The organism is Mesorhizobium sanjuanii (genome assembly GCF_002529485.1).
GTDB classification, from domain to species: domain Bacteria; phylum Pseudomonadota; class Alphaproteobacteria; order Rhizobiales; family Rhizobiaceae; genus Mesorhizobium; species Mesorhizobium sanjuanii.
The window spans coordinates 1-21,991 of record NZ_NWQG01000017.1 but is presented as its reverse complement, the minus strand read 5'-3'; the positions used below and the strand labels follow the sequence as shown (position 1 = coordinate 21,991).

20 protein-coding genes and 1 tRNA gene are annotated in these 21,991 nt (G+C 61.7%); 4 read left to right on the top strand and 17 right to left on the bottom strand.

Annotation, left to right across the window (positions count from 1 at the left end; all coding sequences use genetic code 11):
• Positions 1-6: 6 nt before the first annotated feature.
• Both CN311_RS03780 and xylF read right to left on the bottom strand, forming a co-directional pair.
• Positions 7-1,323, bottom strand: coding sequence for a sugar ABC transporter permease (locus CN311_RS03780; RefSeq protein WP_097572091.1), 1,317 nt, complete (start codon positions 1,321-1,323; stop codon positions 7-9).
• 147 nt (positions 1,324-1,470) lie between these two features.
• Positions 1,471-2,511, bottom strand: coding sequence for a D-xylose ABC transporter substrate-binding protein (xylF, locus tag CN311_RS03775; RefSeq protein WP_097572058.1), 1,041 nt, complete (start codon positions 2,509-2,511; stop codon positions 1,471-1,473).
• 264 nt (positions 2,512-2,775) lie between these two features.
• Here xylF and CN311_RS03770 point away from each other — a divergent pair, with 264 nt between their 5' ends.
• Positions 2,776-4,020, top strand: coding sequence for an ROK family protein (locus CN311_RS03770; RefSeq protein ID WP_097572057.1), 1,245 nt, complete (start codon positions 2,776-2,778; stop codon positions 4,018-4,020).
• Positions 4,021-4,441: 421 nt separating this feature from the next.
• Complete coding sequence (locus tag CN311_RS03765; protein ID WP_097572056.1) at positions 4,442-5,629, top strand: magnesium transporter; 1,188 nt, start codon at positions 4,442-4,444, stop codon at positions 5,627-5,629.
• A 226-nt stretch (positions 5,630-5,855) separates the two neighbouring features.
• Here CN311_RS03765 and CN311_RS03760 read toward each other — a convergent pair whose 3' ends face one another.
• The 9 genes from CN311_RS03760 to CN311_RS03715 form a co-directional block, all read right to left on the bottom strand.
• Positions 5,856-6,440 carry a GNAT family N-acetyltransferase gene (locus CN311_RS03760; RefSeq protein ID WP_097572090.1) on the bottom strand — a complete coding sequence of 195 codons (585 nt, stop codon included), beginning with the start codon at positions 6,438-6,440 and terminating at the stop codon, positions 5,856-5,858.
• Positions 6,441-6,685: 245 nt separating this feature from the next.
• Positions 6,686-7,375 (bottom strand): phosphate regulon transcriptional regulator PhoB, encoded by a 690-nt coding sequence (phoB, locus tag CN311_RS03755; protein ID WP_006328038.1) that lies wholly within the window; start codon positions 7,373-7,375, stop codon positions 6,686-6,688.
• A gap of 16 nt (positions 7,376-7,391) precedes the next feature.
• A complete protein-coding gene (gene phoU / locus CN311_RS03750) occupies positions 7,392-8,099 on the bottom strand; it encodes a phosphate signaling complex protein PhoU (RefSeq protein WP_097572055.1) in 708 nt (235 codons plus the stop codon).
• A 31-nt stretch (positions 8,100-8,130) separates the two neighbouring features.
• On the bottom strand, positions 8,131-8,934 hold the full coding sequence (gene pstB, locus CN311_RS03745) for a phosphate ABC transporter ATP-binding protein PstB (protein ID WP_097572054.1): 804 nt from the start codon (positions 8,932-8,934) through the stop codon (positions 8,131-8,133).
• A complete protein-coding gene (gene pstA / locus CN311_RS03740) occupies positions 8,931-9,782 on the bottom strand; it encodes a phosphate ABC transporter permease PstA (RefSeq protein WP_097572053.1) in 852 nt (283 codons plus the stop codon). Before pstA ends, pstB begins: the two co-directional genes overlap by 4 nt.
• A 3-nt stretch (positions 9,783-9,785) precedes the next feature.
• On the bottom strand, positions 9,786-10,775 hold the full coding sequence (pstC, locus tag CN311_RS03735; RefSeq protein WP_208866423.1) for a phosphate ABC transporter permease subunit PstC: 990 nt from the start codon (positions 10,773-10,775) through the stop codon (positions 9,786-9,788).
• 60 nt (positions 10,776-10,835) lie between these two features.
• Complete coding sequence (gene pstS, locus CN311_RS03730) at positions 10,836-11,894, bottom strand: phosphate ABC transporter substrate-binding protein PstS (protein WP_097572051.1); 1,059 nt, start codon at positions 11,892-11,894, stop codon at positions 10,836-10,838.
• A gap of 555 nt (positions 11,895-12,449) precedes the next feature.
• Positions 12,450-16,736 carry a PAS domain-containing protein gene (locus CN311_RS03725; RefSeq protein ID WP_097572050.1) on the bottom strand — a complete coding sequence of 1,429 codons (4,287 nt, stop codon included), beginning with the start codon at positions 16,734-16,736 and terminating at the stop codon, positions 12,450-12,452.
• A 578-nt stretch (positions 16,737-17,314) separates the two neighbouring features.
• Complete coding sequence (locus tag CN311_RS03715; protein ID WP_245440720.1) at positions 17,315-17,644, bottom strand: hypothetical protein; 330 nt, start codon at positions 17,642-17,644, stop codon at positions 17,315-17,317.
• A gap of 124 nt (positions 17,645-17,768) precedes the next feature.
• On the opposite strand from CN311_RS03715, the gene CN311_RS03710 reads away from it, so the two are divergent.
• Both CN311_RS03710 and CN311_RS32435 read left to right on the top strand, forming a co-directional pair.
• Positions 17,769-17,978, top strand: coding sequence for a hypothetical protein (locus CN311_RS03710; protein ID WP_097572089.1), 210 nt, complete (start codon positions 17,769-17,771; stop codon positions 17,976-17,978).
• Between the two features lie 6 nt (positions 17,979-17,984).
• Positions 17,985-18,128 carry a hypothetical protein gene (locus CN311_RS32435; protein ID WP_165779575.1) on the top strand — a complete coding sequence of 48 codons (144 nt, stop codon included), beginning with the start codon at positions 17,985-17,987 and terminating at the stop codon, positions 18,126-18,128.
• 207 nt (positions 18,129-18,335) lie between these two features.
• Here the strand turns inward: CN311_RS32435 and CN311_RS03705 are convergent, their stop codons facing one another.
• From CN311_RS03705 to CN311_RS03680, 6 genes are all read right to left on the bottom strand, one after another.
• Positions 18,336-19,214, bottom strand: a complete 879-nt coding sequence (locus tag CN311_RS03705) for a glutathione S-transferase family protein (RefSeq protein ID WP_097572047.1) — start codon at positions 19,212-19,214, stop codon at positions 18,336-18,338.
• A 26-nt stretch (positions 19,215-19,240) separates the two neighbouring features.
• Complete coding sequence (locus CN311_RS03700) at positions 19,241-19,822, bottom strand: VOC family protein (RefSeq protein ID WP_097572046.1); 582 nt, start codon at positions 19,820-19,822, stop codon at positions 19,241-19,243.
• A gap of 261 nt (positions 19,823-20,083) precedes the next feature.
• The gene (locus CN311_RS03695) at positions 20,084-21,004 is read right to left on the bottom strand and encodes a hypothetical protein (RefSeq protein WP_133117125.1); all 921 of its coding nucleotides are present in this window, start codon (positions 21,002-21,004) and stop codon (positions 20,084-20,086) included.
• A 92-nt stretch (positions 21,005-21,096) separates the two neighbouring features.
• Positions 21,097-21,171: transfer RNA gene (locus CN311_RS03690), tRNA-Glu, on the bottom strand.
• Positions 21,172-21,262: 91 nt separating this feature from the next.
• Positions 21,263-21,670 carry a VOC family protein gene (locus CN311_RS03685; protein ID WP_097572044.1) on the bottom strand — a complete coding sequence of 136 codons (408 nt, stop codon included), beginning with the start codon at positions 21,668-21,670 and terminating at the stop codon, positions 21,263-21,265.
• 52 nt (positions 21,671-21,722) lie between these two features.
• Positions 21,723-21,991 (bottom strand): fimbrial protein (locus CN311_RS03680; RefSeq protein WP_097572043.1); only part of this gene is annotated, 269 nt, incomplete at its 5' end.

The window sequence follows — 21,991 nt, the reverse complement described above, 5'->3', positions numbered from 1 at the left end:
TCCTCCCTAAACGCGTTTGCGGTAGACGGTGTCGAGCCAGACGGCGACAACCAGCACGGCGCCGACGACGATGCTCTGCAGCGGCGAGTCGATGCCGAGCAGCACCATGCCGGACTGCAGCGACTGCATCAGAAGCGCACCGAGCATGGCGCCGAGCACCGTGCCGGAGCCCCCGGCAAGCGAGGTGCCGCCGATGACGGCCGCGGCGATGACCAGCAATTCATCTAGCGTGCCCAGCGCATTGGTCGACGCATTGAGGCGGGCGGACGCAATCGCCGCGCTGATCGCCGCCAGCACACCCATGATCATGAACACCTTCATGGTCACCCAGCGCGTGTTGATGCCGGCCAGTTCCGCCGCTTCCGGATTGCCGCCGATGGCAAAGACATAGCGACCGAAACGGGTGCGCTTGGTGATGAAGGTCATGACGATGCCGACTGTGACCGCCATCAGCACCGGTATGGCGATGCCATGGGCGATGAACAGGCCGCCATCGGGGACGGTTATGCCGTTCCGCTGGGCGTATTGGCGCACGATGCCGATCGGCCAGGGATAGGAATTGGCGACCCAGACAGCGCCGAGAATGGCCGCGCAGGCGACAACACCAAGCAAGCTCTCCGCCCAGACGGGACGCAGTGGGAACTTGAACCGCTTGCGCTGCGAACGGCCGTTGAGCAGCACGAAAGCGACGGCCAAACAGGCGAGAACGCCGACGATCCAGCTTGCGGTTGCCCCGATCGAACCACGCGGTCCGCCACCCATGAGCTGGAAGGTGGTATCGAGCGGTGCAACCGTGCGCCCGCTCGTCATCAGCCACGCCATGCCACGCCAGATCAGCAGGCCGCCCAGCGTCACGATGAAGGCCGGAACCTCGAGATAGGCGATGATGAAGCCCTGGAGCGCGCCTATCGTAAGGCCGAGCACCACACCGGCAGCCAATGCGATAATCCATATCCAGGGATTTCCCACCTGGAGCCCCATGACACGGATGAGGAATTCGGCCTGCGCCACGCCCATCACCATACCGATCACGCCTTCGACCGAGCCGACCGAAAGATCGATGTTGCGCATCACGATGACCAGCACCATGCCGGTTGCCATGATCGCGACCGAGGAGGTCTGCACCGACAGGTTCCAGAGATTGCGCGGTGTCAGGAAGAGCCCGCCCGACAGGATATGGATCCCGACCCAGATGACGAGCAGCGCGCCGACCATGCCGAGCATGCGTGTGTCGAGTTCCGTCGCTTTCAGGAAACGCGCGACGGCGCCGAGTTCAGAGGCGCGCGCCGTATCGGCCGGCTGGCCAGAGGTCGTGTCGGTCATGATGTCCTCCCACCGGTTTGCCGTCTGCCGCGGATGCCGGAACACGATGCTATTGGCTTTTCCCGGTCATTTGAAGCGGAAAGCGCCTTGAGAAACGCCGCGGCTTTTGGGCCGCGGCGCCAGATTTCGAACCGATGTCGGCCCGGATCAGTTGCAGGCCGCGACACTGCCCGCCGCCACGCCGGCGCAGACCTCTTCCTTCTTGATCCAGCCAGCATCGATGACGACGTTGAGATTGTCCTTGGTGATGGCGATCGGTGTCAGGAACAGCGAGGTGACGGTGTTGCCGCCAGGCGTGGTGAAATCCTTGACGCCGGCAATGTCGGTCATCTTCTTGCCGTCGGCCAGCTGCGAGGCGATCTCGGCGGCATTCTTGCCGAGTTCGCGCGCATCCTTCCACACCGACACGGTCTGCGTGCCGAGCGCGATGCGGTTGAGCGCCGCATGGTCGCCGTCCTGACCGGACACCGGAACGGCGCCGGCCAGGCCTTGCGCCGTCAGCGCGGCGACGACCCCGCCGGCGGTGCCGTCATTGGCCGCCACCACCGCGTCGACCTTGTTGTCGTTGGCGGTCAGGAACTGTTCCATGTTCTTCTGGGCGTTGGCGGGGAGCCAGCCGTCCGTATAGGCTTCGCCGACATTCTTGATCTTGCCGCTGTCGATAGCGTCCTTCAGCACTTCCATCGAGCCGGCAAACAGGAAATCGGCATTCGGATCGGCGCCCGAGCCCTTGATGAAGACGTAATTGCCTTCCGGCTTCACCTTGAACACTTCACGGGCCTGCATGCGGCCGACTTCCTTGTTGTCGAAGGTCAGGTAGAACACATCCTTGTTCTCGATCAGCCTATCGTAGCCGACGACCGGAATGCCTTCGTCCAGCGCCTTCTGCACGGCCGGCCCGATGGCCGAGGCATCCTGCGCAAGGATGATCAGCGCGTTGGCGCCCTGCGAGATCAGGCTCTCGACATCGGTGAGCTGCTTGCCGGGGTTGGACTGCGCGTCGGCGGAAATGTACTTGTCGCCGGCGGCCTCGATGGCTGCCTTCATCGCGGCTTCATCGGTCTTCCAGCGCTCTTCCTGGAAGTTCGACCACGACACGCCGATGACCTTGTCCTTCGCCTGCGCGACAGACGCAAGCGTCAGCGACATGGCGACACCCGCCAGGATGGCGGCTGCAAATCTCTTCATGATATCCTCCCTGCGCCACGTATGGCGTGACTAGACTGACCCGAAGGTCGGCACAGAGGCTCTATTTTTTCGAGCCTCGAAAAAATACTGATCCAACACCTGGGCGCTGTCAACATCGATTCTGATGGATTTTGATGGCCGGCCAAGTTTTTTCGAGTCTCGGAATAAATAATGACAGGACCGTGTCCTTCTGACAGTATTTGTCGGACATTGCCGACGGCAGCCAATTTCATGAGCGGCCGCGGCAAGGGAGGAGGAGGAAAAATGTCGGTTGGAATCCGCCACGACGATTTGCGCCGGCGCAACCGGGCGATGGTCATTTCGGCCGTGCGCCGCGCCGGCCAGCCGTCGCGGACGGAGATTGCCGCGACCACGGGCCTCAGTCATTCGACCATATCGGCGATCTCTTCAGACCTGATTGGGGAAGGCATCCTGAGCGAGAGCAAGGCAAGCGAGGCGGTATCGTTGAAACGCGGCCGGCCGCAGGTCGGCCTCGCCCTCAATCCGGAAGCGGCGGCGGTGTTGACCGTCGTGTTGTCGCTGAATTTCCTTTCGGTCGCCGTCATCGACTATGCCGGACAAGTGATCGCCGAGGAGCAACGCCGGCTGGACACGCTGACCATGCCACGCGACGAGTTGATCGGCGAATGCACGGCAATAGTCCGGCGCCGGCTCGAAGATCCCGACCTCGATGTGCAAAACATCGCCCGCATCGCGCTGGCGATCCAGGGCATCACCGATTCCGACGCGCGCGCCATGCTGTGGTCGCCGATCACGCCGCTGACGAACATCGCCTTCGCCGACATATTGGAAGGCGAGTTCGGCATTCCAGCCACCATGGAGAACGATTGCAACATGATGGCGGTGGCGCTGCGCTGGCGTGAGCCGGACCGCTATCGCGACGACTTCATAGCTATCCTGTTGTCACACGGTATCGGCATGGGGCTGGTGTTGAAGGGCGAATTGTTCACCGGCACCCATTCCTCGGGCGGCGAGTTCGGCCACATGATCCATCGGCCGGGCGGCGCGCTCTGCCGCTGCGGCCGGCGCGGCTGCGTCGAGGCCTATGCCGGCAACTACGCCATCTGGCGCAATGCGAAACAGATGGGTGAGGACGCCGAGCCGGTCGCCGATGTCAGCGACGCCGACATGCGGACACTGGCCGCCCGTGCGCGCGAGGCGGACGGGCCGGAGCGCGAAGCCTACCGCAAGGCCGGCGAAGCGCTCGGCTTCGGCCTCGGCAGCCTGTTCGCGCTGATCGACCCCGCACCGGTCGCCATGGTCGGCGTCAGCGCCGGCGCCTTCGATCTGATCGAACCGGCGCTACGCGAAGCCATCGCCCAGACTGCCGGCGGCCAGCATTCTGGGTCGATCTCCTTCGACACCGAGCCGAATGAGTTGCCGCTGATCCGCGAAGGCTGCGCCATGCGGGCGCTGAGTTTCGTCGACCAGGAGATTTTCGCGCCAGGCATCCAGATGCGAGCGGGTTCCGGAAAGAGCGTTGCCTGAGGACCGGGTCCAAACCCATGCCCCAAACTCGGTCATTGAGATCTTAGCAGCCGCTTCCAAAAAGCAGACATCACAGTGACCGCGCCGTAGCTCTCGATGCGCACGATGTCAGACTCTCCAACCCGCCATTGGCAGAGATTGAATTGAAGCCGGCTGCAAGGATGTTGCCCACATGCATTTCCCAGGACGGCCATTGATCGCTCAGCAAGGAATTCCGGGCCGGTCCGGATAACCCCAGGCGAGATGGCGTCTGCTGGGTCGACGCTGGCGTCAGTCGACGTGCAATCAACTCATATTAGGCCGCAATAACTTCGAGAAGCACAAGGCGGAACTGCCGGGGCCGGCAGAAGCTGGGTATTTCCACACTGGTGCGATCCGATACTTTACATACTATGTGACCTTCAATTGGGGTCTATAGCAAATGAAAGAAGAGACCGGCGTTCAGAAGTTGGTGCGCACGCTGCGTGCCCGAGCACCTGATGACGCAGCTGAATTGCTCGCCAGAGAGTCTCCCGAGTTTATCCGCGACACACTAAAGCTGTTGCCGGACGGGCACGCCCGTAAGGTGGCCGAGCATTTGCCACTGCATATGCGGCCCATCGGGTCTCATGGCGATGGCGAGGATGTCGCGATGCCCGAGTCGCTCATCGAGCTGATGGACCCGATTTCCGCCAGCGTTCCTGTCGGGACGACAGTTGCTGCCGCGGTTGAAGCTGTCAGACGCGCCCAGGTGCCGACCGAGCTCACTTATCTCTATGTCACGGACGAGGGCAATAAACTGGTTGGCCTGGTGGTCCTGCGCGATCTAATGCTGAGCGAACCGGACGCAATTGTCGATCAGATCATGCTGCCCAGGCCGTTCGCGCTTAATGTCGGCCTCTCTTTGAGCAACGCATGCGAGGCAGCGGTACGGCGTCACTACCCTGTCTACCCGGTGGTGGACGCGGAGAACCGGCTGCTCGGGCAGGTTCGCGGTTGGCGCTTGTTCGAGCAGCAAATTATCGAGGTTTCCGCCCAGTCTGGCCAGATGGTAGGTGTCCAGAAGGAAGAGCGCTCTTTTACGCCGCTGTTCTCAGCCTTCTTGAAGCGTCATCCGTGGCTGCAGTTGAACCTCCTGACGGCCTTCATGGCCGCATTCGTCGTCAGTTCGTTCACAGGGACGATCGAAAAGATCGTTGCCCTGGCGGCATTCCTCCCGGTCTTGGCCGGGCAGAGCGGAAACACCGGCTGCCAAGCACTGGCGATGACCCTGCGTGGCCTTGCCCTGGGGGATGTGGACAAACGACCGAAGCTGCACCTGGTGATAAGAGAGGGCGCGCTCGGGATCGCCAACGGCTTGCTCGTCGGCCTTCTTGCGGCTGCGGCGATGTGGTTCTACGCCTCGAGGCAACCTGAGTCGGCGGCCCAAGCGCCCATGCTGGCACTTGTGATCCTGCTTGCCATGTCCGGATCGTGCCTCATGTCCGGAATCTCCGGCGTGCTGATCCCGTTGGGCCTGCGCCGGGTCGGCGCTGACCCGGCGGTCGCTTCGGCGATCTTCCTCACCACCTTGACCGATATTGTAGGCATGGGCCTGATGCTGGGGCTGGCCACCATACTCGTGCTGTAGCGAGGCGCGTCCAGTGACGCGTCCCTGGGAATTGGAGGCAATAAGCTGACCTCGTGTGCGCAACGCGACGGAAGACCAACCGGCACGGTGGATCACCGCCTATCACACGCCAATTGCCCAGACGTAGCGGGCGTATGCCCGTAGCGGGCGTATGCCCGTAGCGGAACCCGTGCGAATAACGATCGATCGCGCCGGGATAGATCCGCTTCCGCGGACCTTCCACGACTCAACGCGGTCCTCGCAGCATCGGGACGACTGTCGGCGACGAACCGACCTGGATGGCGCCGAGCGGTTCGAAGCCGTGCCGGCGGTAAAACGGAATGTTGCGCGGATTCGAGGATTCCAGATAAGCAGGCGCGTGATCGCGATCGCACCGTGCGAGTGCGTACGCCATCAGGGCTTTGCCGTGACCTTCGCCTTGGTGCGCGGGGTCGACACCGATCAGGGGCAGGAACCAATGCGGTTCGGTCGGATGGTAGGTGGCCATTTTCTCAAATACAGCCGCGGTTTCGCCGGCCAGAGAGGGCGCAACTGTGCTCTGGAGGAGCGCACCAAGCTCTTTCTCGTCAGGGTGCACCCCAGGCGGCAGCCACAGCGCCGCACCAGCGTAGTCCGCGGTGCAAAAGGCGCTTCCGCAAGAGAATGCAGCGCCTCCGAGCGCACGAACCATCCGAGGCAGGGCCGCAAGGAACTGGTGCGAATGAGGCCAAGTCCATCGCGCCATAGGGTCCGCCGCAAACGCCAGCACGACCGTATCGACCACCGGATTTTCATCGGCAGCGGACGCAACTCTTACTGTCTCTGACTTCACGCTATCCTCCTGACGCAGACAGTCCGACGAGGTCTGACGCATTAAGTAGCGCAATCTCGCAATCTGTCTAAGCCTCGCGCGCGATCGCGGTCCTGCTGGCCTGATATCCGGCTAGGAGCGGAACGGCAGCTACCTCACAGTCGGGATCGTCAGTTGCCGGTCCGGATGCGGCCCGTTCGCCGCCATAGGCCTGCTGATTGAGTTTTGACCTTGGAGCCTTCCCGATCATCGGGATGGAACAAGCTCTAATCTTCCCTGATCGCGTAGCCGGCGCCACGGATGGTGCGGATGACATCGGGCATGCGGCCGTTGTTGACCGCCTTGCGCAATCGCCCGACATGCACGTCGACCGTGCGCTCGTCGATGTAGATCGTCTCGCCCCAGACATTGTCGAGCAACTGGCTGCGCGAGAAGACACGGCCAGGGTGCCGCATCATGAATTCGAGAAGGCGGAATTCGGTCGGTCCGAGCCGGATCTCGCTCTTCTTGCGATAGACCCGGTGCGATTCGCGGTCGAGCACGATGTCGCCAACCTTCAGCACGCTGGACAGGACTTCCGGCTTGGCGCGGCGCAGCAGCGCCTTGATCCTGGCCATGAATTCCGGCGTCGAGAACGGCTTGACCAGATAGTCGTCGGCGCCGGTGGAGAGGCCGCGGACCCGGTCGCTCTCCTCGCCGCGCGCCGTCAGCATGATGATCGGCAGCCGCTCGGTTTCCGGACGCATCCGAAGGCGCCGGCAGAGCTCGATGCCCGAAACCGCCGGCACCATCCAGTCGAGCACCAGGAGATCGGGCACGTTCTCCTGCAGCCGGATCTCGGCTTCGTCGCCGCGCGTCACCACCTCGACCTGGTAGCCTTCGGATTCGAGGTTGTAGCGGAGCAGTACCCCCAATGGCTCCTCGTCCTCCACCACCATGATGCGTGGCGCGATCATTAACCCGTCGCCCCTGTCATGCCGCCGGCGCCGACATCGCCGTCTCGTCCTGCTTCGGACGATTGGCGGGCAGTTGCGAGCCGGTCAGCACGTAGTAGGCGTTCTCGGCGATGTTGGTGACGTGGTCGCCGATGCGCTCGAGATTCTTGGCGCAAAACAGGAGATGCGTGCAGGCGGTGATGTTGCGCGGATCCTCCATCATGTAGGTCAAGAGTTCGCGAAAGACCGAAGTGTATTTGACGTCGATGCGCTCGTCCTCGTTTCTGAGCTTGGCGAGTGCCGCCGCGTCCCTTGCGGCATATTCCTCGATCACGCCTTGCACCTGGATCAGCACCAGCTGTGCCATCGCGTCGATGGAATGCGACAGGTCGCGCGGCGTGACACTGAGGCCAACCGTGCCGACTCGCTTGGCGATGTTCTTGGCAAGGTCGCCGATGCGCTCGAGGTCGCCGGCCATGCGGATCGAGCCGACCACGGCACGCAGATCATTGGCCATCGGCTGGCGCTTGGCGATCAGCGTGATGGCGCGGTCGTCCAGCTCGCGCTGGCGCGCATCCATGATGACGTCGTCGGAAACCACCCGCTGCGCCAGCGCATTGTCGGAATTGAGCAAAGCCTTGGTGGCGCCGCCGACCATCGAGCCGGCGAGATCGCCCATATCGCTGATCAGCTTGCTGATCTGCTCCAGATCCTCATCGAAAGACGCGACTGTATGTTCGCCCATGATCTTGCCCTTCTATGCGTTGTCGGAACGCTCAGCCGAAACGGCCGGTGATGTAGTCCTGGGTGCGCTTCTCACGGGGCGACGTGAAGATCTTCTCCGTGGCGTCGAACTCTACCAATTCGCCGAGATACATGAAGGCCGTCTGCTTGGAGACGCGGGCGGCCTGCTGCATGTTGTGGGTAACGATGACGATCGTATAATCGGCCTGCAACTCGTCGATCAGTTCCTCGATCTTGGCCGTCGACAGCGGATCGAGCGCCGAAGCCGGCTCGTCGAGCAGGATCACTTCCGGCTTCACCGCCACGGTGCGGGCGATGCAGAGCCTCTGCTGCTGGCCGCCGGAGAGGCTGAGGCCGCTGGCGTTGAGCTTGTCCTTGACCTCGGTCCACAGCGCGGCGCGCTTCAATGCCTGTTCGACACGGCCGTCCATCTCGCCCTTGCCGAGCTTTTCGTAGAGCCTGACGCCGAAGGCAATATTCTCATAGATAGACATCGGAAACGGCGTCGGCTTCTGGAACACCATGCCGATCTTGGTGCGCAACAGGTTGAGATCCTGCGAGCGGTCAAGAATATTCTTGCCATCGAGCAGCACCTGTCCCTCGGCGCGCTGCTTCGGGTAGAGTTCGTAGATGCGATTGAAGACGCGCAGCAGCGTCGACTTCCCGCAGCCCGAAGGCCCGATGAAGGCGGTGACGCTGCGCTCGCGCAGCGACAGGCTGATATCCTTCAGCGCCTTGCTCTCGCCGTAGTAGAAGTTGAGGTTCTTGACCTCGATCTTCGTCTTCTCGGTGACCGACTCGGCCATGTTCAAATCGGTGGACAACATCGGTTTCATCTGTCCTCTCTGCGTCCGGTAAGGCTTCGGGCGAAGATGCTCAGCCCAAGCACGGTCAAGGTGATTATGAGTGCACCGGTCCACGCCAGTTGCTGCCATTCCTCGTACGGGCTGAGGGCGAACTGGAAGATGGTCACCGGCAGGCTGGCCATCGGCGCGTTGAGGTTGCCGCTCCAGAACTGGTTGTTCAACGCGGTAAACAAAAGTGGGGCTGTTTCGCCAGAGATGCGGGCGATGGCCAACAATATGCCAGTGACGATGCCCGAAAGCGCGGCGCGATAAGCGACCGACTTGATCACGATCCATCGCGGCGCACCGATCGCGGTGCCGGCCTCGCGCAATGAGTTCGGCACCAGCGTCAGCATGTCCTCGGTGGTGCGAACGACGACGGGAATGACCAGGATGGCCAGCGCGAAGGCGCCGGCGATTGCCGAGAAATGGCCCATCGGTCGGACAAGCAGTTCGTAGACGAACAGGCCAACGATGATCGACGGCGCCGAAAGCAGGATGTCATTGATAAAGCGAACAATCGTGGTGAGTTTTGAAAAACGCCCGTACTCGGCCATGTAGGTGCCGGCCAACACACCGATCGGCGTGCCGACAATGACCGCGATAATCGTCATTATTAGACTTCCGGCAATGGCGTTGAGCAGGCCGCCGGCTTCGCCGGGCGGCGGCGTCATTTCAGTGAACACCGAAAGCGAAAGGCCCGAGACGCCCTTGTAGAGGAGGGCGCCGAGAATCAGCGCCAGCCATGCAAGTCCGATACCGGCCGCTGCGACGCACAGCGTCATCATCACGGCATTCTTGCGCTTGCGGCTTTGGTGAAGCGATTCGGCTGTCGACATCGGTCAGGCTCCCGTGCGGGCGTCGATCCGCATCAGCATATAGCGGGCGATGGCTAGGATCACGAGGGTGATGACGAACAGGATCAGGCCGAGCGCCACCAGCGAAGAGGTGTAGAGTTCGCCATCGGCCTCGGTGAATTCATTGGCGATGGTTGCCGAGATCGTCGTGCCCGGCGCGAACAGCGAGGCGCTGATGCGGTGCGCGTTGCCGATGACGAAAGTCACCGCCATCGTTTCGCCGAGTGCGCGGCCAAGCCCCAGCATGACGCCGCCCATGATGCCGACACGGGTATAGGGGATGACGACGCGGCGCGTCACTTCCCAGGTCGTGCAGCCGATGCCATAGGCCGATTCCTTCAGCACCGAGGGGACCGTATCGAAGACGTCCTTGGTGATCGAGGTGATGAAGGGCAGAACCATGATGGCGAGGATCAGCGCCGAGGTCAGCATGCCGATGCCATAGGGCGGGCCGGCAAACAGACTGCTCAGTCCCGGAATGTTCTTGAACAGGTCGATGACGAAAGGTTGCACGGTGGTCTGCAGGAAGGGCGCGAAGACGAACAGACCCCAGATGCCGTAGATGATACTGGGAATGCCGGCTAGCAGCTCGACGGCGATGCCGATGGGGCGCCTGAGTGGGCGCGGGCAAAGCTCGGTAAGGAAGACTGCGATGCCGATGCCGATCGGGACTGCGATCAGGATGGCGATGGCGGAAGTGATGATGGTGCCATAGATCGGCGCGAGCGCGCCGAATTTCTCGGTGACCGGATTCCAGGACTCGGTCGTGAGGAAGGAGAAACCGAAGGTCGACAGCGCCTGCCATGAGCCGGCGAACAGCGAGACGGCAACGCCGCCGAGAATAAGCAGAACGAGGATGGCTGAAAAGCGCGTGGCCGTCCGGAAGATGGTATCCGTGAGGGCGAAGCGCCGCACCGTCGCTTCTCTGATCTTCATGGCGGCTGACGATGACATGGCTTCAGAAACGACAGTCATTTACCCCTCGCGTTGGAAAGGAACGGGAGGGCGCCGAAAAGGGCCCTCCCGCAGAGGAAATTACATGGCGGAATAGAGCGGCTTGCCATCGCTGCCGACGACTTCCTTGGCCCACGTTTCCTCGATGCTCTTGACCACGTTGTCAGGCATCGGGACGTAGTCCAGTTCACTGGCCATATCGTCGCCCTTGGCGTAGGACCAGGCGAAGAACTTGAGCGCTTCGCCAGTGGCTGCGGCATCGTCGGGCTGCTTGTACAGGAGAATCCACGTCGCCGCCGTCATCGGCCAGGATTCGGCACCCGGCTGGTTGGCGAGGATCACGCCAAAGCCCGGCTGCGAACTCCAGTCGGCATTGGCCGCAGCGGCCTGGAAAGCGGCCGATGTCGGTTCGACCTTCTTGCCGTCCTTGTTGATCATATCGGTGTAGGTGAGCTTGTTTTGCTTGGCATAGGCGTATTCGACATAGCCGATCGCACCACCGGTCTGCGCGACGTTGTTGGCAACGCCCTCATTGCCCTTGGCGCCGATGCCCACCGGCCACTCAAGTGCCGTGTTGACGCCGACATTGGCCTTCCAGTCGGCGTTAACGTCGGCGAGATAGTAGGCAAAGTTGAACGTGGTGCCCGAGCCGTCGGAACGGTGTACCACCGCGATCGCCTGCGAAGGCAGCTTCGCATCGGGATTGAGCTTCTTGATCGCTTCGTCGTCCCACTGCGTGATCTTGCCGAGGAAGATGTCGGCCAACGTCGTTCCATCGAGAACCAGTTCGCCCGGCTTGATGCCTTCCAGGTTGACGACGGGAACGATGCCGCCCATTACCATCGGGAACTGGACGAGTCCGACCGATTCCAGGTCTTCACCCTTCAGAGGCGCATCCGAAGCGCCGAAGGTCACGGTCTTGGCTTTGATCTGCTTGATGCCGCCGCCGGAACCGATCGACTGGTAGTTGAGGCCGACGCCGGTGTCTTTCTTGTAGGCATCAGCCCACTTCGCATAGATCGGATAAGGGAAGGTGGCGCCGGCGCCGGAGAGGTCCGCGGCGAACGCGGCGGACAGTGTGAGGGTGGACGCCGCAGCCATTGCAATAGCAACGGCCGTCGAGCGGATGAAATGTCTCATGGCCTGCTCCTGTTCGGATGATGATCTCTCGACGCCATTTTTTCGGCGCCCGCTGAGGCCAATAGCCTCCGATTATTACAGTCGCATGACAGTTTCATGTCACCCCGGTAACGCCGCACAGCCATGTCGAAGGGACTGATCGCGAACTCTGGCCGGCAAGGCCGCGTTTACCGCTGGAATCAGCGACTTGCGCAATTTCCGGCCGGCCGCTGGCCGAACGGTCTGGTCAAAAAGAAAATCCGGGCGGGAGCGCGTTGCATACGGCCAGAGGATGTCATGGCCCGTGCCATCGCCGAAACAGGGTCCGTTGGGGTAGAATTGACGCTGTCTCTTGCCGGCGGTCGCTGCTCCCGCCCGTAACTGGAGGGGCGGAACTCGAATGCGCTCATTGTTCCGGCTGGGCGCGCGCTTTGATATGGTGCGATCGCACCATGGTCTTGCCCGTCAGGCATCACGCGAATCTCGGCTGATTGCGCGAATAATCCACGCGAAGTTGCGCATGACCCCGGCCGAAAGGTTCGAAAGGACGCGCAGAGCGGCAGGTCCTCCCGGACTCTATCCCACGTTGCGCTGGGCCACGCCGTCGGCGTCGAGCCAACGCTCGACCTTTTCGAGCAGGGCCCTCGGGCTGATGGGCTTGGACAGATAATCGTCCATGCCGGCCTCCAGGCATCGCTCGCGATCGTCCTTCAGCGCGTGCGCGGTGACGCCGACGATCGGGACATGCCTGCCGCTTTCATCCTCCAGCCGCCGAATCGCGGCGGTCGCTTCGAGGCCGTTCATCTCAGGCATCGAGACATCCATCAGGATCATGCGTGGATCGAGCCTGTCGACGGCGTCAAGCGCCTTGCGGCCATTGTCGACGATCTCGAAGCGGTAGCCGGTTTCTCCGAGGATCTGGGTGAAGACCAGCTGGTTCACCTCATTGTCCTCCGCAACGAGGATGTCCAGTCGATGCCCTGCGTCCACAGACGCGCGGAGGCGAACCGCCGGCGGCTCAAGCAGCGCTTGTTCGGACGCGCTCGACGCTGCGGCGGGCGATTGCGTCGGCGATGACTGCGACATGTGGTTTCCCGAACCGGCCGGCTGCGCGCCGGCGCCGGTCAAGATATGGCGGCGGCGCTGGATGGTGGCGACCAGCGTTTCCAGCAACACCGAGCTGCGCGCCGGCTTGATGAGTTGGGCGTCTATGCCGAGATCATGAAGGCTGGTGTTGGCCAGCGACTGGTCGACGGATGTCAGCATGACGATCGGCGTCTCGGCGAGGCCGGCAGTATTGCGCATGATCCGCGCCACTTCGGCGCCATTCATCTCCGGCATCTGATAGTCGAGCACGACACAGTCGACCGGCACGCCATAGGCGGCGGCAGTGACGAGCACGTCAAGTCCCAGGTCGCCGCTTTCCGCCGCACACGAATCGAAACCCCATGAAATCATCTGCTCTGTCAGGATCGACCGGTTGACGGCATTGTCGTCGACGATCAACACCCGCGCGCCGGTCACATCCACCGGCATGATGCGTTGCCCGGTCTGGTTCTCGGCTACGGGCAATGTCACCGTAAACCAGAAGGTCGAGCCCTTTCCCTCGGCGCTGTCGACCCCGATCTCGCCCCCCATGAGGTCGACGAGCCGCGAAGTGATGGCGAGGCCAAGCCCGGTGCCTTCGTGCCGTCTTGTCGACGAGGTATCGACCTGGCTGAACTTCTCGAAGACGAATTTCAGCTTGTCCGTCGGAATGCCAATGCCGGTATCCGTCACCGAGATGGTGAGCCTGGTTCCCACCGCCGTCCTTTCGCCGGTGACATCGACCAGCACATGGCCTTCGTCGGTGAACTTCACCGCATTGCCGAGCAGGTTGGTGACGATCTGCCTGATGCGGCCGGCATCGCCGACGAACAGGCTGTCAAGGCCGGGCTCGACGCGCACAATAAGCTCGAGGTCCTTCTCCTTGGCGCGTGCAGACACGAGCGTCGCAACGTCCTCGATCGCCTCGCGAAGGTTGAAGGGTGCCGGGTCGAGCACGAGCTGGCCGGCATCGATCTTGGAGAAATCCAGGATGTCGTTGATGATGGTGAGCAGCGCGTTCCCCGATTTCACGATGATATCGGTGAAGATCGTCTGCTTCGGGTCGAGATTGGATTTGGCCAGCAACTCGGCCATGCCGAGCACGCCGTTCATCGGCGTGCGGATCTCGTGGCTCATATTGGCCAGGAATTCCGACTTGGCGCGGTCGGCGAGTTCCGCCCGCTGCCTTGCCTCGTGCAGCTCGGCCTCCCGCTGCTTCCGCTCGGTGATGTCGATGGTCGAGCCAATCACGTAGAGCGAGCCGTCCGACGCGATCAGCGCGCTCTTGCGGGCCAATTGCTGGCGGAGGTGGCCATCGGCCAGCGTTATGGTCTCCTCGATCTCCCGGGTCTCGCCGCTGCGCAGCACCGCGAGATCGCCTTTCATGAAGGCTTCGCCGTCCGTCCCGAAAATCTCGACATCGGTCTTGCCGATCGCCTCTTGCATCCCGAAGCCGGTGAGATCGCACCAGTGCTTGTTGACATAGAACAGGCTGAGGTCGGAGCGCTTGGCGTAGATCGACACCGGCACATTGTCGATGAGGCTGCGGAACACCTCATTCTCGCGCATGCTTTGTTCCAGCGCTCGTTCCCGCGCCTTGACGTCAGTGATATCGGTGCTGGAGCCGACCACATGCACTGACCCGTCCAATGCCACCAGACGGTTCTTGCGCGTCATCATTTGCCTGACCGACCCGTCACGATGGGCGACGGGCTCTTCGATCTCCTTGAAACTGCCGGTGACGACGACCTCGGTATCGTCGCGATTGTACTTTTCGGCATCCTCGGCTCCGAAGAGTTGGGGGTCGGTTCGACCGATGACATCCTCCTTGGGAATGCCGGTCATGGCGCACCAAGCCTTGTTGACGAACTCGATGCTCAGATCCTCTGCCTTGATGAACGCGGCGACCGGGAGTTCGTCCAGCACGTGCCGGAACAGCTCGATCTGGCGCATGCTGTCATGCAGTGCCTTTTCGCGGCTCTTGATCTCGGAGATGTCGACGCGCACGCCGATAAACGTGCCGTCATCGGTCCGTATGTCGAGGACCTGATACCAGCGGCCGTCGGGATTGAGGCGTTCAAAAGATGCGCTGGGCAGATGGTAGCGTGCCAACATCCCGTCGAGCCAGCGGTCCGGATCGCTGTCATAGAGCTTGTCGAGTCCGGGATCGCCGCTGAGGCGGAAATAGCCCGTCGAATGACCGAGCGCCAGCGCCTCGCGGAAGGTGCAGCCTGGCTGCCAGGCGGGCTTCAGCTGAGGCAGCGTGTCCCGCAGCGCGCGGTTGGCAAAGATGAACTTGTCGTCTCGGTCATAGATGATGACGGCGGCCGGCAACGAATCCAGCACCGTTGCGAGTTGCCTGCGCGCGTCTTCGGCCTCGGTTTCGCGCCGCTTCATGTCGGAAATGTCGAAGATGAAGCCTGCCACATAATTGCGGCCGCTCGCCATCGAGACGCGGTTCTTCCTGACGATGCGGGATCTGCGCATGCCGGAAAAGGCGAAGTCTTCCGCCACCTCGTAGAGCTGGCCGCTCGCCAGGACCTGTTTTTCGCTTTCTTCGAAGCCAGCGGCGGCATCCGGCCTGGCGAAGTCGGCGCCTCGCTTGCCGAGCATGGCTGGCGGGCGCTGCCCGTACAGCGCGGCGAACGCCTCGTTGACGAAGACGAAGCGCAGCTTGTCGTCCTTGACGAAGATCGGGTCCTTGACGTTGTTGATCACCGCCTCGGCCAGCCGGGACTTTTCCAGCGCCTCGGCGAGTTCCGCCTCGCGGTCCTTGATGTCGGTGACGTCGACATAGGAAATCAGCCGCCTGCCGTCGGCAAGCGAGGCTATCGAGGAGACCAGCGTCCGGCCGTCAGTGCGCGGCAATTGCCGCGATCCCACCATGCCCGCCCTGATTTCCGTCTCGCGCCCGGCGATGTGCTTCTGCCAGGCCTCTTCATCGGAACCATTGGGATCGACATTCCGGCTGGCCTCCATGACATCGCGAAACGAACTCCCGACACCAGCGCGCCGAGGGTCGACCTTCCAGAGTTCGTAAAAGGCCTGGTTGATCATTTCCACGCGCAGTTCGGCGTCGAGGAGGACAATGCCGATCGGCATCGAATCGACCATGATGCGAAGGGTGGCAAAAGGTTCGGCCGCCGCCTCGCTTTCGGACGTTCCGGAGCTCCCCGGCCGAGCTTGGCTGGGGGCGAGCGTATAGGGTCCGTCATCCATGAGCACGGTGGCTACCGTGCGCGCCACGTCGGACAGGATCTGTTCGGACTCACCGTCCGTCGACACAGCACTTTGCTCTCGCGTCCGCCTCAACTCCTCAAACGCAGCGGCGAGCGCTGTGACATTGCGGCCTATGCCGCGATAGCCAGCAAATTTCTTCTCGCTGTCGAAACGTGGAAAGGCGCTGATGCAAACCCAACGGCAATCCCCCCGGCCACGCTTCAGCTCAAAGACGAAATCACGAAACGGCCGATGTGCCCGCAAATCCTCCAGGTGGTTCGCGGCATTTCGGTTGCCGACCAGGACCTGTTCGAGGAAGTTGAAGCAGAAGCGGCCGAGAACGCTCGCCGGATCGATGCCGGTGGCCGTCTGAAAGCCTTCTGAAAGCCAGGAAAAGCGCAACTCGGCGTCAGTCTCCCAGATCCAGTCAGCCTCGACCAGTTCGCGTAGCGCTTTCGCCGAAGCCTTGTGCTCTCCCGACGACGGCGCACTGCGGCCACGCGTCGCCGTCTTGCGAGGCTTGCGTTTGCCGCGTACTGGACCCTCCACTTCCGCCATGCTGTTCCAACCCGAAGATCAAGGCCGAACCTTCCCCCACGGCTCGTCGGCGGAATGTGCCTGAGAAGCATTAACGTTGCGCTAACCTTAAAAGATCGCCGGCCAGCATTAGCCTGCGCTGATCTGCCTGTTGTCGCCAGCGCCGAAGCCGCGCTATAAATCCTGCAAGGGTGTTGCTGATGTTGGGACGGATCTTGCCACTTTTCCTGTTCCCGATGCTGTTGTTCGGGGGCGGTTGCGCGCGCAGTTACGACGGCACCGTGGTCATTCCCAGGCCACTCGATGTCCGGCGCGTTTGGGACAGACCCCCGCCGCATGTACAAGCCGGTTCGTTGCCACTGGAAAGCGACGTCTTTCCAGTGGCGCCGCAAATGCCAAGACAGTCGCTGGCCCGCCGCAGCACCCCCGCAACGCCCGCGAGACGCGTGACGAGAGCGCCCAGCAATCCGTCCATCCTGTCGACCGGGCCGGCAAAGCCGCTCGCCTGCAGGAATGTCAGCGAGCCGGGCAAGCGCGTCCGTATGGTCTGCGAATAACGTCATCTGCCGCGCGTTCAACTGCGAGGCCGGAGGGCGGCGCTACAACGACGCGGCGCCCTTACTGGGCTCCTTCGCGCCGAGCTTGTCCAGTGCAATACGGACTTGGCGCAGTTCGTCCTGCCAGCCATCGTCGTCGCCCATCGGGCTTTCCGAAGCCGCGCGCTGCAAGCCCCGCGCTTCGGCTTCGATCTCTCGAAGTCTGGCGATTTTTTCTTCGGTGGTCAGGGCTTCGTCTTCGACGATCTCCTGTACCTTCATTTCCCTGAATGTGACCATGGCCACGGCTCCCGATTTGCTTTGGGGGGTAACGCCGCGACCGGCCGATGCGTTCCAGGCGGCAATCGGGTCAACCGCCGGGTGCAGCCTCATGACGTCGGCGCCAGCGCGGCCGTTAAACCTGGTCGGCGGCGTCCCTGATCAATCCGGCGTTACCGGTGGTTGCGCTGAAACCTTTGCCCTGTCTCCAACGTTGATGCGGCAAAGGAGGCGCAAGATGTCGATCCACTTCACTGTCTCGGACCTCACCAAGAATCTGTTCCACTCGCTGGGCCTGGACCGCCCACCGCGGGCTCTCAACCCTGAGGAAGGTCTGCTGCTCGAATGCTATCTGGCCGGCCAGATTCCGGAATCGGCCTGGAGCGATTATGTCTTCGAGACGCCGGAACTGGCGCGGCATGTCGAGGCGAGGCGCAGTCATCACTGAGACGTGTTGAACGGGTTCGCGCATCTGCCGATTGCAGATGAAGACATTGCCGGCGATGAAACAAAGCTGAAGAAACAAAAAGGCCGGCGCGTGGCCGACCTTTTTTCCTCCTCGACATCCGCGCCGGTACATCCGCGGTCGCGGGCATGAGGTGAACTGCTCACCAGTAGACAGCAGTATTGGTAAACGAAACCTTAACCTTTGCCGCGCACCTGCCATCAGCCAAATGAACGACGCCGATCTGCTGGCGGCGCGATGCCAGACAGAGGGGTGCAACAGGATGCTCTGCAACAGAAAATGTGCTCAGTGGCCTGCAAAAAACCAAGCCGCTGATCTCGATCCGTTCAGCCGTGCAACTCAGGCCGTGGCCTGCGACTTCACATAGGCGATATAGCCGCGCACGTCGCCGGCCGGCTCCGCATAGGCCTTGCCAAGCTTCTTCTCCATCGCCGCCATATACTCCTTCGCCCATTCGGGCAGCGCGTAGTCGATGACGGCCAGGAATTCGAGCGTCGCCGCTAGGCGGATATCGGCGATCGACGGGTTCTTGCCGCCGATGAATGGCTTGCCGTTCCTGAAGAAGGAATGAAAGACCTCCAGCGGCTCGGCAATCGCGGCCGCGGCGGCTTTCTGGGCTTCCGACTTCCTGTCGGGGTGGGCGTCGCTGTGCCCGACCTCGCCGGCATATTGCGGGAAGTTCAGCGCGGGATAGGTGGCGCGCGCCACATAGGGATAGAGCGTGCCGATGAGATAGAACATGGCGCTGTCGATCATCGCCCGCTTGGCCGGCGCCTTGGGATAGAATTTCTCCAGCCCGTGCTTGTTGGCGAGATACTGCATGATGGCGCAGCTCTCCCACAGGACGCCGCGCGGCAGGCCCTTGTCCTCGATCATCGGCGTCAGATGCGCCGGGTTTCGCCCCATGAAGTCGGGCGAGCGCGTAACACCCCATACGTCGGTCTCGAAATGGTCGAGCCCGGCCGCCCGCGCGAACACCCGCACGCTCATATTGTTGACGCTCGGCTTCAGCATGCTGAGCTTCAGCCCGGCTTTCCCAGCTTTCGCCTTGGCCTTCGGCGCAGACTTCTTGGCGGAAACCTTGGCTGCGGATTTTGCGGCGGCTTTCGTTGCCGGCTTGGCGGCAGCTTTCGACACCTTGGCCGCAGCCTTGGCCGCTGGTTTCGCGGCCGCCTTGGCAGCAGGCTTCCTCGCACTCTTCGTTGTCGTCTTTGCCATTGTGTTCCTCCCTCGGTTGGCTGTCGTCAGTACGGATTCTTCGGCGCCCGGTCGTCCGACAAGGTCGCGCGCGAGCGCTCGACCAGCGCCTGGATCGCGTCGGCGAGATGTACCTCCGCGATATTGTAGTCGCTACGCGCCACACGCAGCTTGTGCGCTTCCATCAGCACGTCGGCATGGGTGAAGCCTGCCGGCGGCTCGAAGCGGTAGGAGGCGAGCTCGATCAGCAGGCCGAGCGGATCCTCGAAATAGATCGAATCCATGAAGCCGCGATCCTTGACGCCGCTGTGCTTGATGGCGCGCTCGTCGAGCCGGGCGACCGCCTGCAGGAAGGTGACGCGCGACACTGCAAAGGCGATGTGATGAACGCAGCCCGTGTCGGTCGGCGTGCGCCGCGCCACTGGCGCGCGGCTCTCATCGGTGAAGATGGTGATCAGCCTTCCGTCGCCAGGATCGAAATAGAGATGGCTCTCGCTGGCCCTGTCGAGATTGGGCTGCTCGAAGATAAAAGGCATGCCAAGCACGCCTTCCCAGAAATCGATCGACGTCTGACGCCCGGCGCCGACCAGCGTGATGTGATGGACGCCCTGCGATTGCAGTTTCTGCATTGGCCCTCTCCTCCCAGGGATTTCTGCCCCTTTGCAGGAGGGGGTTCCGAGACCTGGTCGCGGCTAATCGGCGTGCGCCGTACGTGACGTCGCCCGAATACCCCTGCCCTTTGTTCCGCACATTTTCCGAGTGCGGCCCTAGGCTTTGTTGCACTGATGCTAATTCAATTGGCGGCGTTCCGCCAGAAGCGTAGAACCTGCTATATCTTGGTCACCGGCTCCGCGATGCCGCCGACCCGTATCAGTTCGTGACCAAGTCCTTTATGCAAGTTCGACAATGGTTGCGATATCTTCAATCGAGCCAAGCTCAACAAAAAAGGGATCGAACGTCTCACCCTCGGGCATCCACCATACGAATCGGTATTCATTCTGATACAGGTATTTCAAGTTCTTGCTGAACGCTGGAGTAAGCTGGTCTCTTCTGGTCGTATATGGATCGTAGTATCCGATTCCCCGATGCTCAAATCGGACGTTGGGCTTTTGGTTTGCTACCGCTCTGGCGAATCTATCTACGAAGTCGGATTGGTCGAGCACGATAAGCGCGGCCTCCGCCTGAAATTCTCCGAAAAGCCGAGAGTCGTAACCTAGCCCGCAACACCAAACAAAGAAATTCGTGACTTGCATATATCGAATTAACTCACCCCACTGAGGAGTGATTTCCACTTCCTCTCCATCTGGCGCGTACCTACCGTATAACTTCATGTCGATGCGCTCGTTCGGCGTTCGCACATGGTGTTGAAGCTCCTCATCCTTCTGAGCGGCATTCAACGAAGGATCATTGTAGGCACTCGCAGGAGCGACGCGGATTCGGCCCTGTTTTAGGGCGGAGATCATATGCTGCCACTTGCCAAACTTTGCCAAGCACTGAGGACCGAACGTGATCTGCGATTTGAGTCTTGGGGGCAAGAAACCCTTGGAAGATGATGCCCGCAACTGCCCTTCGTCAAACCTAAGATCGCTCGTTGGATGCCGGAGCTTCTGTTCGAACAGCGTTTCAATATACAATTTCAGTAATGTCTTCCTATGGTTAGGATCACGAGTTGCAACTACGTTGCCGTGTCGATCCGTGGACCAAAGATTTCTTGCAATAGATTGAAGGCGCTCTTCCAGCGCGATATCGACTGCGCGTCGAAGATACCGATCAGCCTTATAGGCTTGAAGCATTTCATCAACGTTTGGCATTTTTTTGGGCCTATTGATATTCAGACGAGTCCGCTCCAACGTTGGCCACGTTGCGACACACCTGCCAGTTAGCATGCAACTAAGGGTAGGATTGGTACGCCCAAGGGGAATCGAACCCCTGTTCCCGCCGTGAGAGGGCGGTGTCCTGACCGCTAGACGATGGGCGCGTTCAAGAACCGGCGATATAGGCTGACGGCCGGGAAAAAGCAACTGGGCTTCCGACACGCCGGCCGCGGTCGCGATCTTCGACAAACAAGCCTATCGTTTTGGCTCGATCAGGTCCCAGAGATTGCCATGGAGATCGGCGAAGACCGCCACCGTGCCATAGGGCTCGACGCGCGGCGCCTCGCGGAACTCGACGTCCTTTTCCAGCATCGTCGCGTGGTCGCGAGCGAAATCGTTGGTCTCGAGGAACAGGACGACACGGCCGCCGGTCTGGTTGCCGATGCGGCTTGCCTGCGCCTCGTCCGTCGCTTCGGCCAGCAGCAGCCGCGCGCCCTGCCCGTTCGCCGGCGCCACCGTGACCCAACGCTTGCCGCCACCGAGATCGACGTCCTCGGTGAGGACAAAACCAAGTTTGCCGACGTACCAGGAAATCGCCTCGTCATAATTCCTGACCACGAGCGCGACTGTCGCGACGCGGCGGCCTTCAGCAAAGCCTGTCATTGTTGCGACCTAAATCGTCGTTGCGGCCCAGCCATTTGTTGCTGCAGCAAAGTCATCTGTTGCGGATTGCGAAGCGCCCGATGATGCGGCGCTCGGCAATGTCATAGACAAAGATCGCGCGGCTGCCGTCGGCAAGCTCGGCATCGATTGAGACGCGGTTGCCGGAGAGCGACTGGCTGACGATCTTGGCGCCGACCGGCAGCACGATGTCGCCGGTCAGCGGCTCGCCTGCCGGCACCTGGATGTCGCCCGCCGGCAGCGGGCTGGCGGGCGGTGCGTTGCGCGCTTTGTAGACAAGCGCTGCGATCACCACCATAAGGG